12 protein-coding genes and 1 tRNA gene are annotated in these 16,028 nt (G+C 62.4%); 8 read left to right on the plus strand and 5 right to left on the minus strand.

The window, feature by feature from the left end:
* Positions 1 to 79: 79 nt before the first annotated feature.
* Both ispD and ispF read left to right on the plus strand, forming a co-directional pair.
* Positions 80 to 796 (plus strand): 2-C-methyl-D-erythritol 4-phosphate cytidylyltransferase, encoded by a 717-nt coding sequence (gene ispD, locus B0G76_RS09890; protein ID WP_120291714.1) that lies wholly within the window; start codon positions 80 to 82, stop codon positions 794 to 796.
* A 45-nt stretch (positions 797 to 841) separates the two neighbouring features.
* The gene (gene ispF / locus B0G76_RS09895) at positions 842 to 1,321 is read left to right on the plus strand and encodes a 2-C-methyl-D-erythritol 2,4-cyclodiphosphate synthase (protein WP_120296282.1); all 480 of its coding nucleotides are present in this window, start codon (positions 842 to 844) and stop codon (positions 1,319 to 1,321) included.
* Between the two features lie 964 nt (positions 1,322 to 2,285).
* On the opposite strand, the gene B0G76_RS09900 is transcribed toward ispF, so the two are convergent.
* The 3 genes from B0G76_RS09900 to ompR all read right to left on the minus strand — a co-directional run bounded on the left by B0G76_RS09900 (position 2,286) and on the right by ompR (position 5,151).
* Positions 2,286 to 2,834 (minus strand): peroxiredoxin, encoded by a 549-nt coding sequence (locus tag B0G76_RS09900; protein ID WP_120291716.1) that lies wholly within the window; start codon positions 2,832 to 2,834, stop codon positions 2,286 to 2,288.
* Between the two features lie 188 nt (positions 2,835 to 3,022).
* A complete protein-coding gene (locus tag B0G76_RS09905) occupies positions 3,023 to 4,372 on the minus strand; it encodes an ATP-binding protein (RefSeq protein WP_054039512.1) in 1,350 nt (449 codons plus the stop codon).
* A 44-nt stretch (positions 4,373 to 4,416) separates the two neighbouring features.
* The gene (gene ompR / locus B0G76_RS09910; RefSeq protein ID WP_006048917.1) at positions 4,417 to 5,151 is read right to left on the minus strand and encodes a two-component system response regulator OmpR; all 735 of its coding nucleotides are present in this window, start codon (positions 5,149 to 5,151) and stop codon (positions 4,417 to 4,419) included.
* Positions 5,152 to 5,380: 229 nt separating this feature from the next.
* Between ompR and B0G76_RS43635 the strand changes: the two genes are divergently transcribed.
* From B0G76_RS43635 to B0G76_RS09925, 3 genes are all read left to right on the plus strand, one after another.
* The gene (locus B0G76_RS43635; RefSeq protein WP_120291718.1) at positions 5,381 to 5,713 is read left to right on the plus strand and encodes a hypothetical protein; all 333 of its coding nucleotides are present in this window, start codon (positions 5,381 to 5,383) and stop codon (positions 5,711 to 5,713) included.
* Positions 5,714 to 5,887: 174 nt separating this feature from the next.
* Positions 5,888 to 7,522 carry a DUF1800 family protein gene (locus B0G76_RS09920; RefSeq protein WP_120291720.1) on the plus strand — a complete coding sequence of 545 codons (1,635 nt, stop codon included), beginning with the start codon at positions 5,888 to 5,890 and terminating at the stop codon, positions 7,520 to 7,522.
* Between the two features lie 158 nt (positions 7,523 to 7,680).
* Positions 7,681 to 8,925, plus strand: coding sequence for a DUF1501 domain-containing protein (locus tag B0G76_RS09925; protein ID WP_120291722.1), 1,245 nt, complete (start codon positions 7,681 to 7,683; stop codon positions 8,923 to 8,925).
* Positions 8,926 to 8,983: 58 nt separating this feature from the next.
* Here B0G76_RS09925 and B0G76_RS09930 read toward each other — a convergent pair whose 3' ends face one another.
* Positions 8,984 to 9,808: a squalene/phytoene synthase family protein gene (locus B0G76_RS09930; RefSeq protein ID WP_120291724.1), complete on the minus strand. Its 825-nt coding sequence runs from the start codon at positions 9,806 to 9,808 to the stop codon at positions 8,984 to 8,986.
* Between the two features lie 217 nt (positions 9,809 to 10,025).
* On the opposite strand from B0G76_RS09930, the gene B0G76_RS09935 reads away from it, so the two are divergent.
* Positions 10,026 to 10,112, plus strand: a tRNA-Leu gene (locus B0G76_RS09935).
* Between the two features lie 95 nt (positions 10,113 to 10,207).
* Here B0G76_RS09935 and B0G76_RS09940 read toward each other — a convergent pair.
* Positions 10,208 to 10,522, minus strand: a complete 315-nt coding sequence (locus B0G76_RS09940; RefSeq protein WP_120291726.1) for a hypothetical protein — start codon at positions 10,520 to 10,522, stop codon at positions 10,208 to 10,210.
* A gap of 535 nt (positions 10,523 to 11,057) precedes the next feature.
* Here B0G76_RS09940 and B0G76_RS09945 point away from each other — a divergent pair.
* Both B0G76_RS09945 and B0G76_RS09950 read left to right on the plus strand, forming a co-directional pair.
* Positions 11,058 to 14,420, plus strand: a complete 3,363-nt coding sequence (locus tag B0G76_RS09945) for a DUF2339 domain-containing protein (RefSeq protein WP_120291728.1) — start codon at positions 11,058 to 11,060, stop codon at positions 14,418 to 14,420.
* Complete coding sequence (locus B0G76_RS09950; RefSeq protein ID WP_120291730.1) at positions 14,417 to 15,967, plus strand: DUF3999 domain-containing protein; 1,551 nt, start codon at positions 14,417 to 14,419, stop codon at positions 15,965 to 15,967. The genes B0G76_RS09945 and B0G76_RS09950 overlap by 4 nt, the downstream gene beginning before the upstream one ends.
* Positions 15,968 to 16,028: the final 61 nt, after the last annotated feature.

Consider the following 16,028-nt stretch of genomic DNA (forward strand, 5'->3'; position numbering starts at 1 on the left):
TTTACGCGTGTCGGGGCGAAGATGCGAAGGACCTATTATAAAATCCGTCCTTTACTTTGACCTCGCGGCATCCGCACTCGTGACTTCCCGTCTATTTGCCCTGATTCCGTGCGCTGGCACCGGCAGCCGTTCCGGCGCCGCGATGCCCAAACAATATCGCACTGTCGCCGGCCGCGACATGTTGCATTATTCGCTGGCGGCTTTCGACGCCTGCAGCGAGTTTGCGCAAACCCTTGTCGTGATTGCTCCCGACGACCAGCACTTCGACGCCCGCCGCTTCAGCGGCTTGCGTTTTGCCGTGCGCCGCTCCGGCGGGGCCTCGCGCCAGGCGTCGGTGCTGAACGGGCTGCATGCGCTGGCCGAGTTCGGCGCGCACGACGACGACTGGGTGCTGGTGCACGACGCCGCGCGGCCCGGCATTACGCCTGGCTTGATCCGCGCGCTGATCACGGCGCTCAAGGACGACGCGGTGGGCGGCATCATGGCCTTGCCCGTGGCGGACACCTTGAAGCGGATTGATGCCGGTTCGTCCGACGGGCGGATTGCCCGCACCGAGGCACGCGATGGGCTGTGGCAGGCGCAGACGCCGCAGATGTTCCGCATCGGTATGTTGCGCGAGGCGATTTTGCGCGCGCAGGCGGACGGTCACGATTTGACCGATGAAGCGAGCGCGATCGAGTGGCTGGGGCACGCGCCCAGGTTGGTGCAGGGGAGTTTGCGTAACTTCAAGGTCACTTATCCGGAAGACTTCGATCTCGCCGAGGCGATTCTGTCGCGGCCGCCTTCGGCTTCCTGAGCGGATAATCGATTTTTAATGAATGGGCTTGAGGACTTGACGCATATGGATTTCAGAATTGGGCAGGGTTATGACGTGCATGCGCTGGTGCCGGGACGTCCGTTGATTATCGGCGGCGTGACGATTCCTTATGAGCGCGGGCTACTCGGGCATTCGGATGCGGATGTGCTGCTGCATGCGATTACCGATGCTATTTTTGGTGCTGCCGCGATGGGGGATATTGGGCGGCATTTTTCCGATACCGATGCGCAGTTCGCTGGCGCGGATAGTCGGGTTTTGTTGCGGGAGTGTTTTGCTCGTGTGACCGCCGCCGGGTTTTCTATCGCTAATGTGGACAGCAGCGTGGTTGCTCAGGCGCCCAAGCTCGCGCCTCATATTGATGGGATGCGGGCTAATATTGCCGCCGATCTTAACCTGCCGGTTGAGCGGGTTAATGTTAAGGCTAAGACTAATGAGAAGTTGGGGTACCTCGGGAGAGGTGAGGGGATTGAGGCGCAGGCTGTGGTTTTGTTGATCAAGGGGTGATGGTAGGGGGTTTTCCTTGATCTGGATATTTGGCCTTTCCTTGCTTTGTTAGTGGTTTATTAGTGTTGCCCTGTGCGGGGTGGCACTTACTTTCTTTGTCGCCGCAAAGAAAGATAAGCAAAGAAAGCGGCTCAAACCGCTAATTCATAAGCGGGTCCCCCGCGCAGCCACGGTAGTGGTGCATCTGGAATCTGTGTTCTCGCACATTCGGCGTGAGTGACAAAGGCGTCATACTTTCCGCCTCGCACTCCGTGCTCGCCGGACGGGTTCATCGAAGAACTCGGGGCTTCGTTTGGATCTGGCGGGGGCCATTGGCTTCGCCTCGACGAAATGCGTACTGATCCAACGTTTCGGACTCGCCCCGCCGCCGGACATACCTAACGGCATACGAGACGCGGCGCGCGCCGAAAGCGGCAAGCTGCCTTTTGAATGCCACGGACATCAAATACGGCAGGCAGTTTTATGAAGTGCGAGGGCATTGAATAAGCGAGCGGTGTTATGAAATATTGCTAAACGCAAAAACGGCGAGCGGTTCAATGAACTACCGCATCGGCGCGCGCAGCGCCGCCGGAAGTATGACAGCCTTGTCACTCACGCTGAATGTGCGAGAACACAGATTCCAGATGCACCACTACCGCAACTGTGCGGGGGACACACTTAAGAATTAGCGGTGTGAGTCGCTTTCTTTGCGGCGGCAAAGAAAGTAAGTGCCGCCCCGCACAGGGCAACGCTAATAAACCACTAAAAATTCAAGGAAAGGCCAAAAACAAGATCAAAAAAAGCCAAAACAAACTTCGTTATTCACTTCGAGTGAAGAGTGGGCAGTCGCCCCATCCAAATTCAACCAAATGTCCTAGGCGAAGTCAGACACGCACAAATTAATAGAATATTGAAATTTCCCATTGAACTGTCGATAAAAAAGCCCGCGGCAGCTTCAAGCCTGGCAGGCTTCTAACAGCATGGCCTACAGCGTTGCGCCGCCAACCGCACGATTACAAGGACACTCTTCATCCGTTTGCAAACCGTCGAGAATCCGCAGCACCTCCTCCGGGTTCCGGCCAACATTCAGATTGTTCACCGATACGTGCTGAATCGTATTGTCCGGATCGACAATAAACGTTGCTCGCAGGGCCACGCCGGCTTCCTTGTCACGCACGCCGAGCTGATCGATCAACTCGCCCTTAACGTCACCAAACGAATAGTGGTTTAGCCTGCTCAGGTCCTTGTTCTCACGGCGCCAGGCCAGCTTGACGAATTCGTTGTCCACACTGCCGCCAAGCAACACCGCGTCGCGCTCGTCGAAATCCTTGACCAGCTTGTCGAACTCGACGATTTCGGTCGGGCACACGAACGTGAAGTCCTTCGGATAGAAATAGATGATCTTCCACTTGCCCGGAAACGACTGCTCAGTGATCTCTTCGAACGCCGACACGCCGTTTTCTTCATGGTTGTTGAAGCCCGGCTTCGCAGCAGTCACAGTGAACGCTTCGACTTTATCGCCAACGGTTTTCATGCGAGTGCTCCTTCGTGGGATCAAAAAACAGCATGTTTGAGCCTATCAGCTCGTCGTAGCGAACACGTTACGCGCTTTTGACCATAGTCCTATGAAACTTTCGGATCAATAGTTTTCTCAGAATGCCATGGGTAAGCGGCGATTCAACGCGGCCGGCACTCGCACGGGCGAGGCAATGCCCCGCCCGGTCAGGCGCCTTTTGCCAGCGGAAACTCGATCGTGACCTCGAGACCCGGACCTGGCGTGCGATTACGCAGGCGCAACGCGCCGCGATAACGGCCTACCAGCCGCTGCACAATGGCCATGCCAAGGCCCGTGCCGTTCGCCTGGGTGCGCGCCGAGTTCACGCGATAGAACGGCCGCGTGACCAGGGCCAGTTGGTCTTCGGGAATGCCGGGCCCTTCGTCGACCACGGACAACTCGACCCGAGAGTGCGACACCCGCGTTTCCAGAATCACATGCGGTATGCCGTCGCCGTCGCTCAAACCGTATTTGCGGGCGTTCTCCAGCAGATTGCCAACCACGCGCCGCATATCGGTTTCGTCCGCCTCGATCACCGCCGACGGCGCGAGCCGTGTGATCAGACGCATGCTGTCTTCGCTTTGCATGCGCGCGGCCAATTCGCCCGCGATCACCGACAGATCGACGGGTTCCGGCACCCGCTGCACCGGACGGGCGTAATCGAGGAACCGGCCGATGATCATATCCATCTGCTCGATGTCGTCGACCATCGCATCCTTGGTGGCCTGATCGGACGGGCTCATTTCGGTTTCGAGCCGCAGCCGCGCGAGCGGCGTGCGCAGATCGTGCGAAATACCGGCGAGCATGAGCGCACGGTCGGCCTCGAGCTGTTCGAGGTCCTGCACCATCTGGTTGAAACTGCGATTGGTCTCGGCGGCCACGCCCATGCCGCGCTCGGGCAGCGGCTCCGGCGACTGGCCGGAGCCGACCTTGCGCGCCGCCATGGCGAGGCGGGCGAAGGGGCGGTTCACGAGACTGGTGATGAACGCCGCGCCGAACAGTGACAGCGCCAGCGCGAACACGCCCCAGCCGGCCCATTGCAGGCCCGTCGCATTGTCCAGTTGATCGCGGTCGAGCGCCACCCAGTAATCGTCGTCGTCGATCTTGAAGCTGATCCAGACGCCGGGGATGTCGTTGACGCTTTGCGCAATGACCGTGTCGTCGCCGAGGCGGCCGCGAATGTCGTGTTCGATCAGCCGGTTCAGCGACTCGTCGGGCTGGAGTTTGTACTTGTCGGTGGTTTCGCGCGGGTACACGCGCACCCCTTCATTGCTCTCCAGATCCTGCAGCAGGGCGCGCCGCAGGTCGGGATCGGAATAGAGGAGTGCGGTGCGCGTGAGCTTGACGATGGCAACCAGCTGCAACGCCACGCGCTGCGCGCGCGGCTCGCGTTCGATCACCCGAAAGCTCTGGAACCACGCGGCGAGACTGACTGCGATCAACAGCGCGATCAACAGAAAGGTCCGCCAGAAAAGGCCACCGAACGCGAGCGTCAGGAGGCGCCGGTCGATCCGCATGGGCCCTTCTTATCTGAAATCAAAAACGGGAGGTGAGAACAAACTCAGGCTGCACCGTCAGGAATGAACACGTAGCCAAGACCCCAGACGGTTTGAATGAAGCGCGGGCTGCCCGGATCAGGTTCGATCAGCTTGCGCAGACGCGAAATCTGCACGTCGAGACTGCGGTCGAAGACTTCATATTCACGGCCGCGCGCCAGTTCCATCAGCTTTTCACGCGACAACGGCTGGCGCGGGTGACGCGCAAACACCTTCAGCACCGAGAACTCACCCGTGGTCAGCGGAATTTCCTGGCCGGCCTTGGTGAGCGTGCGGGTGGCCAGATTCAGCGCGAACTCGCCGAACTCGAACACTTCGGTGGTTTCGGACGGAGCGCCCGGCAACTCCGACGGCGACTGGCGGCGCAGCACCGCGTGAATCCGCGCGACCAGCTCGCGCGGGTTGAACGGCTTGGGCAGATAGTCGTCGGCGCCCATTTCGAGCCCGACGATCCGATCGACGTCTTCACCCTTGGCCGTCAGCATAATGATTGGCGTGCGGTCGTTGCTGCCGCGCAGGCGGCGGCAGATCGACAGGCCGTCTTCGCCGGGCAGCATCAGATCGAGCACCAGCAGGTCGAAGCGCTCACGCACCCAGAGCTTGTTCATGGACGGCGCGTTCTCGGCAACGTAGACATTGAAGCCCTGTTCACCGAGGTAGCGGCGCAGCAGATCGCGCAGGCGCGGATCGTCGTCGACGACGAGGATTTTCGAAGGGTTTTTGGTTTCCATGGTCGGCATCTTAGCGCGATTAGAAAGTAGCGCGCGGTTGCATCATTTATAGGGTTACAGTCAGTTACAAAATTTACCCGCACTGTGGCACGACGTAAAGCGTGGGCAGGTAGACTCCTTTACTGAATGCGGCTGTTCGGTGGATACTTCACTCGACTAAAAATCTCGCACCCGGCTCGCTACCGGGGTCTGTATACGCATTTGAGGTAGCCGGTTGCCGCGCCACGAAGGGAACAACATGAAGGGAGGGGTTTGGCCGAATGTGCGCCTAAGCGTAATTACACTGGCGATAGCCGGGACGCTTGCAGGCACACTAGGACCAACGCTCGCCCACGCCCAGCCTTCGGCGGACAGAGCTGCGAGCGAACGCGTGCCCAAGTCGGTTAATTCCAAGGCGAGTCGCCGCAGCCCCAGTACCAGCAACGACCGCCCTGCGTCAGACGTCATGTTGCGCACCGCAGTTCCCCCCGATCTTGATCAACGCCGTCGTGATGGCCATATGACGCCCGACGAGCGTCGTCTGTTACGCCAGCATATCGAAGACGCTGTCCGCGAACTCTACAAGCGGTAGCTATTTCCGTGCCCGCCCTGTGGCACGCCGGTCGCGCTTTCTCCGCGCGTGAAAGATTTCGTTGCACTTCCCCCGTCAACTTTCCCATTCCAATTGCCGTTGAGCTGCCAGAGCACAGCGCATTTTTGCACGCGCGAATGTCTTTTCGTGACGTCCCGCAACCGGATAAAGTCGATGATCAAAGTGCTGACAGGCGGTAAGGGTGGGCGCTGGCTGGCAGTCACGGCCACTGCGCTCGCAGCCGTGACGTGGTGCGCACCGGCTCCGGCCGTGCAGCAGGATGCCTCTCATGCTCCCCACAACAGGCATCGTGCCGCGTCTGCCGCGTTTGCCAATTCCGCGGCCGACCAGGACATCCTCGACGCCGACGACGCGCGCTTCTTCCTGACACGAGTCGGCTTTGCGCCCGACAGTGGCGAACTCGCACAATACGTTGGACTCACGCGCGAGCAGGCCGTCGACAAGGTGCTGGCGAGCACCCGAACCGAAGCCGTCACGCCGTTGCCGGACTGGGTGCTCGAGCCGGTCCCGACACGCGAAATCCGCAAGACATGGACAGACGATCAACGCCGCGACGAACAGCGGCTACGTGGGCAGCGTTACGAAATATTACGTGCGTGGTGGGTGCGGGAAATGTTGAGCACACCGTCGCCGCTGACCGAACGCATGACGCTCTTCTGGCACAACCATTTCACCTCGGGGCAGGACAAAGTTCAGTATCCGCAGCAGATGGCGCAGCAGAACATGCTGTTGCGCCGCGACGCGCTCGGCAACTTCGGCGAGCTGCTGCACGACGTCGCGAAAGATCCGGCGATGCTGCAATACCTGGATGGCGCGAGCAATCGCAAGGGCAAGCCTAACGAAAACTTCGCGCGTGAAGTGATGGAATTGTTCACGCTCGGTGAGGGGCACTACACCCAGCGCGACGTATCGGAAGCCGCGCGTGCCTACACGGGGTGGAGCCTCGACCCCGACACGCAGACCTACGTGTGGCGCGCCAACCAGCACGACGAAGGCATCAAGACCGTGCTCGGCCAAACGGGCCCGTTCGACGGCGATCAGGTGCTCGACATCCTTCTTGCGCGACCGGAAACCGCGACCTTCGTCACGACCAAGCTGTGGCGCGAGTTTGTCTCCGACACGCCGGACCCCGCTCGCATCGCACCGATCGCCGCGCAGTTCCGCGCGAGTCACTACGATATCAAGGTGGCGCTGCGCGGCCTCTTCATGAGCGACGCGTTCTGGGACGACGGCGATCGCGGCGTCCTTGTGAAATCGCCTGTGGAGTTCGTGGTCGGGACACTGCGTGCGTTCGACATCGGCTATGACAATACGGCACCGTTCGCCGGGCAGATCCGCACGCTCGGCGAGAACCTGTTCTACCCGCCGAACGTCAAAGGGTGGCCTGGTGGCACGATATGGATCAATAGTTCGACGCTGCTTGCGCGCAAGCAATTCGTCGAGCAACTGTTTCGCGCGACTGAAACCGCCGGTCCGCGGCGTATGACCAACCCGACGAATGCGAAACCCGCGGCGAGCGGCGCACCAGGCAATATGCAGGCGAATCCGCCAATGCAGCGAGCGGCAGCGCGAGCCGGCCAGCCGGGTCAGGGCGGCGTACGGTTTGACATCGATACGTGGCTTGCGCGTTACAACGCCGCGCCGACGGCGAAGCCGGGGTTGTCGGTGGAGCTTCAACTGCAGCACGCGGTGTTGCCGCTCACGCCGGTTGACGCGATCGCAACCGATTCGACCGCCAGCGCTTATCTGGAGGCATTATTAATGGACCCGGCTTTTCAGTTGAAGTGAGACACTCCGCTTTCAGTTGAGGCGAGCGACTGTGACGGGCAATGAGCGACAGGCGACGGAATTGAGCAGCTCAACCGTTTAACCCAGATCGGCAACGCAAATAAACGATCCGTCGGCGGCGGCAAGACACGCGCCGTGACAATCGAACGAGGTGCAGGATGAAACGACGCAGCTTTCTCTCGATGGGCGCCGCCGCCGGTGCAACGCTGTGGTTGCCGCGCGCGTTCGGCGCGCAGGCCGCAGCGCTGGGCGGCGCAATGAATCGCGGTTACGGCAACCTGCTGATCCTCGTCGAGTTGAAGGGCGGTAACGACGGTTTGAATACGGTCATTCCGTTCGCCGATCCCACTTACTATCAGCTGCGTAAAAACATCGGCATCAAACGCGAGCAGGCAATTCAACTCGACGAGCGCACCGCGCTGCATCCGTCGCTGCAGCCGCTGATGCCGCTTTGGCAGAGCCAGCAACTGGCGATCGTGCAGGGCGTCAGCTACGCGCAACCGAACCTGTCGCATTTCCGTTCGATCGAGATATGGGACACGGCGTCGCGTTCGGATCAATACTTGCGCGAGGGCTGGCTTACGCGTGCATTCGCTCAGGCTCCGGTGCCTGCCGGCTTTGCCGCCGACGGCGTGGTGATCGGCAGCGCCGAAATGGGACCGCTCGCCAACGGCGCGCGCGCGATCGCGCTGGTCAATCCGGCGCAATTCGTCAAGGCTTCACGCCTCGCCACGCCAGTCTCGCTGCACGAGCGCAATCCGGAGTTGGCGCACATTCTCGACGTCGAGAACGACATCGTGAAAGCCGCCGACCGTCTGCGTCCCACCCAAGGTCAGGCGCAATTGAAGACGGTGTTTACCGGTGGCGCATTCGGCAGTTCGATCAAGACCGCGATGCAGGTACTTGCCGCCGGGGACACCCTGAAAGAAACCCCCTCGGGAGGCGCGCCGCAATGGCAGCCAAAGAGCGGGCAGGGCGTCGCGGTGATCCGTTTGACGCTGAACGGTTTCGATACGCACCAGAACCAGCCCGGTCAGCAGGCGGCGCTGCTCAAACAACTGGCCGAAGGGTTTGCGTCGATGAAGTCGGCGCTGGTGGAACTCGGCCGCTGGGACGAGACGCTGGTGATGACCTATGCCGAGTTTGGCCGGCGCCCGCGTGAGAATCAGAGCAACGGCACCGACCACGGCACTGTGGCGCCGCACTTCGTCATGGGCGGGCGGGTGCGAGGCGGTTTGTATGGCGTGCCGCCGGTGCTTGCGCGGCTCGACGGCAACGGAAATTTGCCGGTCGGCATCGATTTCCAGCAGCTCTACGCGACGGTGCTCGGGCCCTGGTGGGGGCTCGACGCCTCCGCAATTCTGCAGCAGCGGTTCGAGCCGTTGCCGTTACTGCGTGTCTGATGCTGGGTTGCGCTTTCCTGTCAGCAAGAGATAGCGGCAGTTACGCGGCCCGCTTCACTTACCTTGCGCGCCACGCGATCCAGAGTTTGCGGATCGGCGTCAGCGCGATGCGCTGATGCAGCACGTGAAAGCCGTCACGTTCGATTTCATCGAGCAGCGCGAGAGCGAGCGCCGCCTGCGCCACCAGCGTGCGCTGCGAGCGGCGCTCATTCGCGGGCAAGGCGCCGAGCGCCGCGTGCAACGCATCGCGGGCCCGCTTGGTCTCGAAGCGCATCAGTTCGGTGAACGCGTCGGAGTATTTTCGATTGATCAGATCCGCAGCGGTGACGTTAAAGCGCTGCATTTCGTCGATCGGAATATAGATGCGGCCGTGACGCGCATCGTTGCCGGTTTCGACGACGAACTCCGCAAGCTGTAACGCCTCGCCGAGCGGTGCCGACCAATCCGACGTCTGTGCGTTATTTTTCGCCGTGGCACGCGCGACCAGCGATGCGAAGGTGCCGCCCACGCTCTGCACGTAACGCCGTAGATTGGGGTAGTCGAGGTAGCGCGCCTGGTCGAGGTCCATTTCGAAACCGGCAAGCAATGCCTGCAACGCCGGATACTCGGCCTGCACGTTGGGCAGATAAGCCGCCAGCGCCTTGGAAACCGGATGCGACGGCGAGCCCGAAGCCAACGCGGCGATCTCGTTTTGCCACCACGCGAGTTTGGTGCGGCCGATGGCCGGATCGCTGATTTCTTTGACGGTTTCCTCGAACTCACGGCGCAGCGCGAACAACGCGGTCAGCAGCGGCTGGCTTGCCGCGGGCGCCTGCCGAAGCGCATAGTAAGTGCTCGAACCGGGCGGCGCCGCTTTCTGCTGGCAATATTCGTCGAAATTCACGGATTGGAATGTGGGGAAGGGCAGGCGAAGAGGGGCACGTCGTGCGTGCGTTTAGCCAAAAATTGTAGCATCGACGCTCCTCGGGCAGATGCACGAGCAAATGCAGACAAGCGCGAATCAATCGGTTAGAATCTCGCGCTTACGCTTTCGGGCGCGGTTTTTACGCGGTCGTGAGCATGCAGGACATCGGGCGGAGCGTGCAGCGCTTTGCCCGGCTGCGAGGGTGGCGAAATTGGTAGACGCACCAGGTTTAGGTCCTGACGCCCGCAAGGGTGTAGGGGTTCGAGTCCCCTCCCTCGCACCATCCGTATGTAGCAGAGAACCCCGTTAAGTCTTTGGACTGACGGGGTTTTTTGTTTTCCGCGTGCGGGGCATTAAGCCTCGCACGCCCAGCGGCGCTCAGGCGTCGGGCGTTTGCGATTTTTGTTCGGCTTGTGTGCCTGGCAGCTCGGCTTGTGTGCCTGGCAGCTCGGCTTGCGTGGCGCCTTCGAGAAAACGGCGGGTCGATTCGAATGCCTGCAGCATCTGATCGGGCCACGGCGTCTGCAGCATGACCGCCTGGTGGTTTTCGAATGCCGACGACAACAGTTTTGCCAGTTCAGGCGAGCGCAGATGACGCAGCAGCACACTGACGGCGATCGCCGTCGCCTGGCTCGCGCCGGCTGTTTGAAGTTCTGACGCGGTGAGGGCCGCTACCTGTTTGTTGATGTCCACTGAAACGTTCCTCGATGAGGTGTGGTGATTGAAGGCCCGCTGGCCGATTCTGAATTCCGAATGCGGAATTTTGACATGGTTGGCGGGTTGCCGCGAACGCGGCGGCCTGGCAGCGCCGGTCGTGCAGAAGTGTGACGAAGGTGTTCGACGCAGCTAATCTACTAAGCAATATGCGGTTGGATATCGCTGCCGCATTTGCCCAGGCAATCGGGTGCTCATCGAGCGACGCCGGTGATCGGGTGGTATCCGTTGTCATCTATATTGCGTAGATTGTTAATCCGCGCACGCACGCGGCTACGCATTGCCATCCGTCCACGGATTAATCCGGTGAAAATAAGCAGCGACAAGTCGGCAAAAGAACGATATGTATCGGCGAATCAGCGTCACCCTTCGACCTCGCTCGCTCAGTGGTTCAGCAGCGCGATTTACGTGGTATTCTGCGCGCCGATTTTCGCTGTATTGCTAACGCAATACGCGCGGATCAAACCGTGCGACAAACGGATCTCGCAGCAGAAGACAATAAAAGAGGGATGCGATGCGCGTGATATTCGCCGTGATCGGCACGGTGGTCGGGATGTTGGCCGCCTTGTCGAACGATTTCTCGATCGGCCTGGGTGCGCTGATGGGCGGGGTGGCCGGCTTTGCGCTTGCACGTCTGCTACAAAATCAGTCGCGGGGCGCCGCGAACGAACCCTCACCCAAACTGGCGGCGACTGATGACCGGAACCCACCGGGCGGTTCATCCGGCGATCTGGCGGCGCGCGTCGAGCAACTCGAGCGCGAGATCGCCGGTCTGCGCGGTGAGATCCGCGAATTGCGGGCCAGCGTCGCCGGCGCATCGGCGACTGCCAACGTGGATGGCGAGGCTGCGCCGCTCGAACAGCTTCCGGCCGATGTCGCGCCGCTTCCCCATGCGATGCCGCCCGCGGCGGGGCAGGAGCTGCCTCACGAGTCTGAGGCAACACGGGCGCAACCGGCCGCTATGCGCTCGACGGTGGGCGCCAGTGTGGTCACGCCGCCCGCGTCGTTGCCGCCTTCGCCTTCGCCTTCGCCTTCGCTTTCCATCGAACCGCCGTCAGCCCAAACCCGGCCCACGCCACCATCCCCGCCCACACCGCCGCGCGGTCCCGGTCTCGCCGAACGCCTCTACCAACGTGGCCGCGACTGGCTATTCGGCGGCAATACGGTCGTGCGGGTCGGCATCGTCGTGCTGTTCTTCGGCATTGCGTTCCTGCTCAAATACGCGGCCGACAACAGCCTGCTGCCGGTCGAATTCCGCCTCGCCGGCGTAGCGCTTGCCGCGACTGTCCTGCTCGTGCTCGGCTGGCGCATCGGCGAGCGCCGCGGCGCGTACGGGCTGATCTTGCAGGGTGGTGGCGTCGGCGCGCTCTACCTGACCGTATTCGCGGCAACCAGGCTCTACCATTTGCTGCCGGCGGGCGCGGCGTTGCCGCTCATGATCGCGATCTGCGGCTTGAGCGCATTTCTGGCGGTGCGGCAGAACGCGTCGTCGCTGGCCTTCATGGGCAGCGCGGGTGGCTTCCTCGCGCCGGTGCTCCTGTCGACGGGCGGCGGCAATCACGTGATGCTGTTCAGCTACTACGCGCTGCTCAATACGGGCATTTTCGCGGTCGCCTGGTTCAAAGCGTGGCGGCCTCTGAATCTGCTGGGCTTCGTGTTCACGTTTTCGATCGGCGCCGTGTGGGGCGTGACGGCTTACCGGCCTGAGTTGCTAGCCAGCACCGAGCCGTTCCTGATCCTGTTCTTCCTGATGTACGTCGGCATCGCGTTGCTCTACGCGGTACGCCGCGAGGTCGCGCTCAAGCATTATGTCGATGGCACCTTGGTGTTCGGCACGCCGCTCGTCGCGATCGGACTGCAAGCGGCGCTGATGAAAGGCACCGAATTCGGTCTCGCGTGGAGCGCGGTGGCGCTGGCCGCGTTGTACCTCGCAATTGCGGGTTGGCTGGCACCGCGGCGCGCGCGCCTCGACATGATGTTCGAGGCCATGCTCGCGCTGGCCGTGATCTTCGCCACGCTCGCCGTACCGCTCGCTTTCACCGGACCCACTACAAGCGCGACCTGGGCCATCGAAGGCGCCGCGATCACCTGGCTCGCAGTGCGTCAGCGACGCCTGAGCGCATTTGGCTTCGGCTTGCTGATGCAACTGGCTGCGGCAGGCGCGTATGGTGTCGGCATGCTCGCGCCGCAGATCGATGCCGCGCATGCGTGGCCGGTCCTGAACGGCGCGTACATTGCGACGGTGCTGATCGCGGTCGCAGGCGTCTTCACAGGATGGCGCTTGCATGGGCGCAGCGAAGCGGGCGCGTGGCACGCATGGATGCCGCAGATTGGCCTGGTCGCCAGTGTGTGGGGGCTGTTGTGGTGGGTATGTGGCGGTCTTCATGAAATCAACACGTACGTGCAGACGCATCTTGCGTATGACCGGGATCGGTTCGAGGCCGCCGCCTTTGCGCTGTTCGCCGTTCTAACGGCGTGGCTCGCGCACGGCGCGCAGCGCAAGCTGCGTTGGCCGCTCGCCGAACTGCCGGCGCTGGCGCTCGTACCTGTACTCGCTCTGCTGACGTTGAGTCTCTTCATGCTGGGCATGGCGCCGGTCAGCGGTTACGGCTGGCTGGTTTGCGCGGTCGTCGCGGTGTCTGCCTACGTGCTGCTGTGGCGTCAGCAGCGCGACGTCGGCGATCGGGTGCTCGCTGCGCTGCACGTACTGATGTTCTGGACGGCCGGCGCACTCGTCGCGCTCGAAGGCTACTGGGGCCTGCGCGCCTACGTGCCGGAAGGCGCATGGAGCTGGAGCGCGTGGGCCTATGGCTTCGGCGTTTTGCTGCTGTTGGTGGCGGGCGTCGGGCACCGTTTGCGCTGGCCGGTTGCGCGCTTCGAGCTGGCTTATCAGGTGTGGGGCGCCGCGCCGCTCGCCGCCTTGCTGTGGATGTGGAGCATCGCGAGCGTGATGAGCGACGGCAGCGCCGCACCGCTGTTCTGGCTGCCGATCCTCAATCCGCTGGATGTGGCGCAGATCCTCGCGTTTATCGCCTGCGCGGTCTGGCTGCGCCGCCTGCGCACACTGGGCGTGCACTGGCATCCGCGGACTTTCGACTACGCGGTGCTCGCCACGCTGTTCCTGTGGTTCAACGCGTTGTTGCTACGCACACTGCATCATCAGTTCCATGCAGCGTACGATGTCGATGCGGTACTGGCGTCGTTCAATTTTCAACAGGTGTTCCTGGTTGGCTGGAGCGCGTTTGCATTTGCCGGGTTGTGGCTCGCGCGTCGCGACAGCATCGTGCGATTGTGCGCGGTCGCGTCGACGCCGCTCGTGCTGGTTATGTGGGCGTGGACGTTCTATGCGAACCTGACACAGGATGGCGGTGCGTGGGCGCGGCTGCCGCTGCTCAATCCGCTCGACCTGGTGCAGGCGGTGATTTTTGCATTGGCGTCGTTGTGGCTCGTGCGCATCCATCGCCTGGGCGTGCCGGTTGGCGAATACCGTGTACCGTTGCAGGTCGCCGTCGGCGTGACCGGATTCATCTGGCTCAACGCGATGCTGCTGCGCACGCTGCATCACTGGATCGGCGTGCCTTATCAGCTTGGCGAGATGTCGCACTCGATGCTCGTGCAGGCTTCGGTGTCGGTGTTCTGGACGCTCTGCGCGTTGGCTATGATGGTCTGGGCGACCCGCCGGGCCAGCCGGATCTTCTGGTTTATCGGTGGCGGCCTGCTGGCGGTGACCGTCGTCAAGCTGTTCCTGTTCGACCTGTCGCACGTGACCGGTGTCGAGCGAATCGTATCGTTCATCGGTATTGGTGTGATGTTGCTGTTGATCGGCTACTTCTCGCCGTTACCGCCCAAGGCGGCAGTTCTGGAAACTGAGCAATGAAGCGTGTCCTGATAGTGACGGGGTGGTGTCTTGCGATCCCGGCCGTGTGGGTCTCGACCGCGGCCGTCGCGGCCGATCGGTTCGCGCAGCGCTTTGCGCTCGAACTCGAGAGCGGCGCCGCCTATTACAGCGTGACGCTTCCGGCTGCCGTCTACGCCGCCAGCCAGCGCGCCGATCTCGGCGACATGCGCGTGTTCAATGGCGCCGGCGAACCTGTGCCGTATTCGCTCGACACACCGCGCGAGCCTTCCCGCGCTCAGGCCACCGTGCGTCCGGTGCGCTGGTTTCCCTTGCCGTCCGCCGCTCCCGGCAGCACTGGCGCGCCGCTCGGCGTGACGATTGCCGCCGACGGGTCGCTGCGTGCGACATCCGCGCCACCCGACCGCGCGCAACACGACACCGACCTGATCGACGTCGCGCGCGAAACGCGGAAGGAGGCGCAGGTCGACGCATTGGTCGTCCATGTGCGTGACGACAATTACCAGGGGCGCGTCAGCGTCGAATCGAGTGACGATTTGCGCAACTGGCAACCCGCCGGCGAGGCGCAATTGCTCAAGGTGAGCTACAACGGCAGCACGCTGAGCCAGGACCGCATCGAGCTCAACGGCATGCGCGCACGTTACCTGCGGTTGCACTGGCTCGACGGTGCGCCGTACGTCGAGTCAATCGATGCTCAGGTGCAGTCGGCCGGCGCCGACAACGCACAGCGCGCGGATACGCAACGGGAATGGCGGGCAGGCATCGTTGCCCGTCCGGGTCCGAAAGACGGCGAGTACTACTTCGATACCGGCGGGCCTTTTCCGGTCGATCGTTTGCGCCTGAATCTGCCGCAGCCGAATACCGTGGCGCCCGCTGTCGTCTACTCGCGCACGGGATTGGAGGCGGCGTGGAAAGACGTATCGAGCGCGACACTGTTCAGGCTGCACAACGGGACGGTGGAGCAAAGCAATCCATCGCTCGAACTGGCGCCCGACACGGATCGTCAGTGGCGCGTGGTGGTCGACACGCGCAATGGCGGTTTGGGAAGCGGCACATTGACCGTCGGCGCGGGCTGGCGTCCGGCGACACTTACCTTCGTCGCGCGCGGGGCCCCGCCTTTTACGCTGGCAGTGGGGAGTGCGGCCGCGGTGTCGTCGGCGGTAAGCCGGGCGGATCTGTTGATGGGAGCGTCGTCGGTCGCCGTCACGGCTCGACTGGGCGAGGCGCTGTCCGTTGGGCCGGACGGCGATGCGCAGTCGCCGGGCAAAGACCCGGGAGCGATGCGGCGCTATATGTTGTGGACGGCCTTGTTGCTGGCCGTCGCCTCGCTCGGTGCGATCGCATGGCGGCTTGCGCGCGGCGCTCGGGTCCAGGCCGGGGCACAGGCAGGCGGTGTGGCTCGGGGTGTGGCCGATGGTGGCGGTGAAGCCGGTGGCGCTGGAGGAACGGGTGGAGCGGGTGGGCTGGCTGGTGATGTGCCTGGTGGGTCAGGCGCGGCAAGCGCCACCGTAACCGCGAAGGATGCAGGCACCGCCGACGCCGACGATCAAAGCACCGGAAAGAACTGACTTCGGCGCGGGCGTATTTCGGCGCTAAAGATTGTACGGAACCGTGAGATTGGAACGCACC

It is taken from the genome of Paraburkholderia sp. BL23I1N1 (genome assembly GCF_003610295.1).
Lineage (GTDB): Bacteria > Pseudomonadota > Gammaproteobacteria > Burkholderiales > Burkholderiaceae > Paraburkholderia.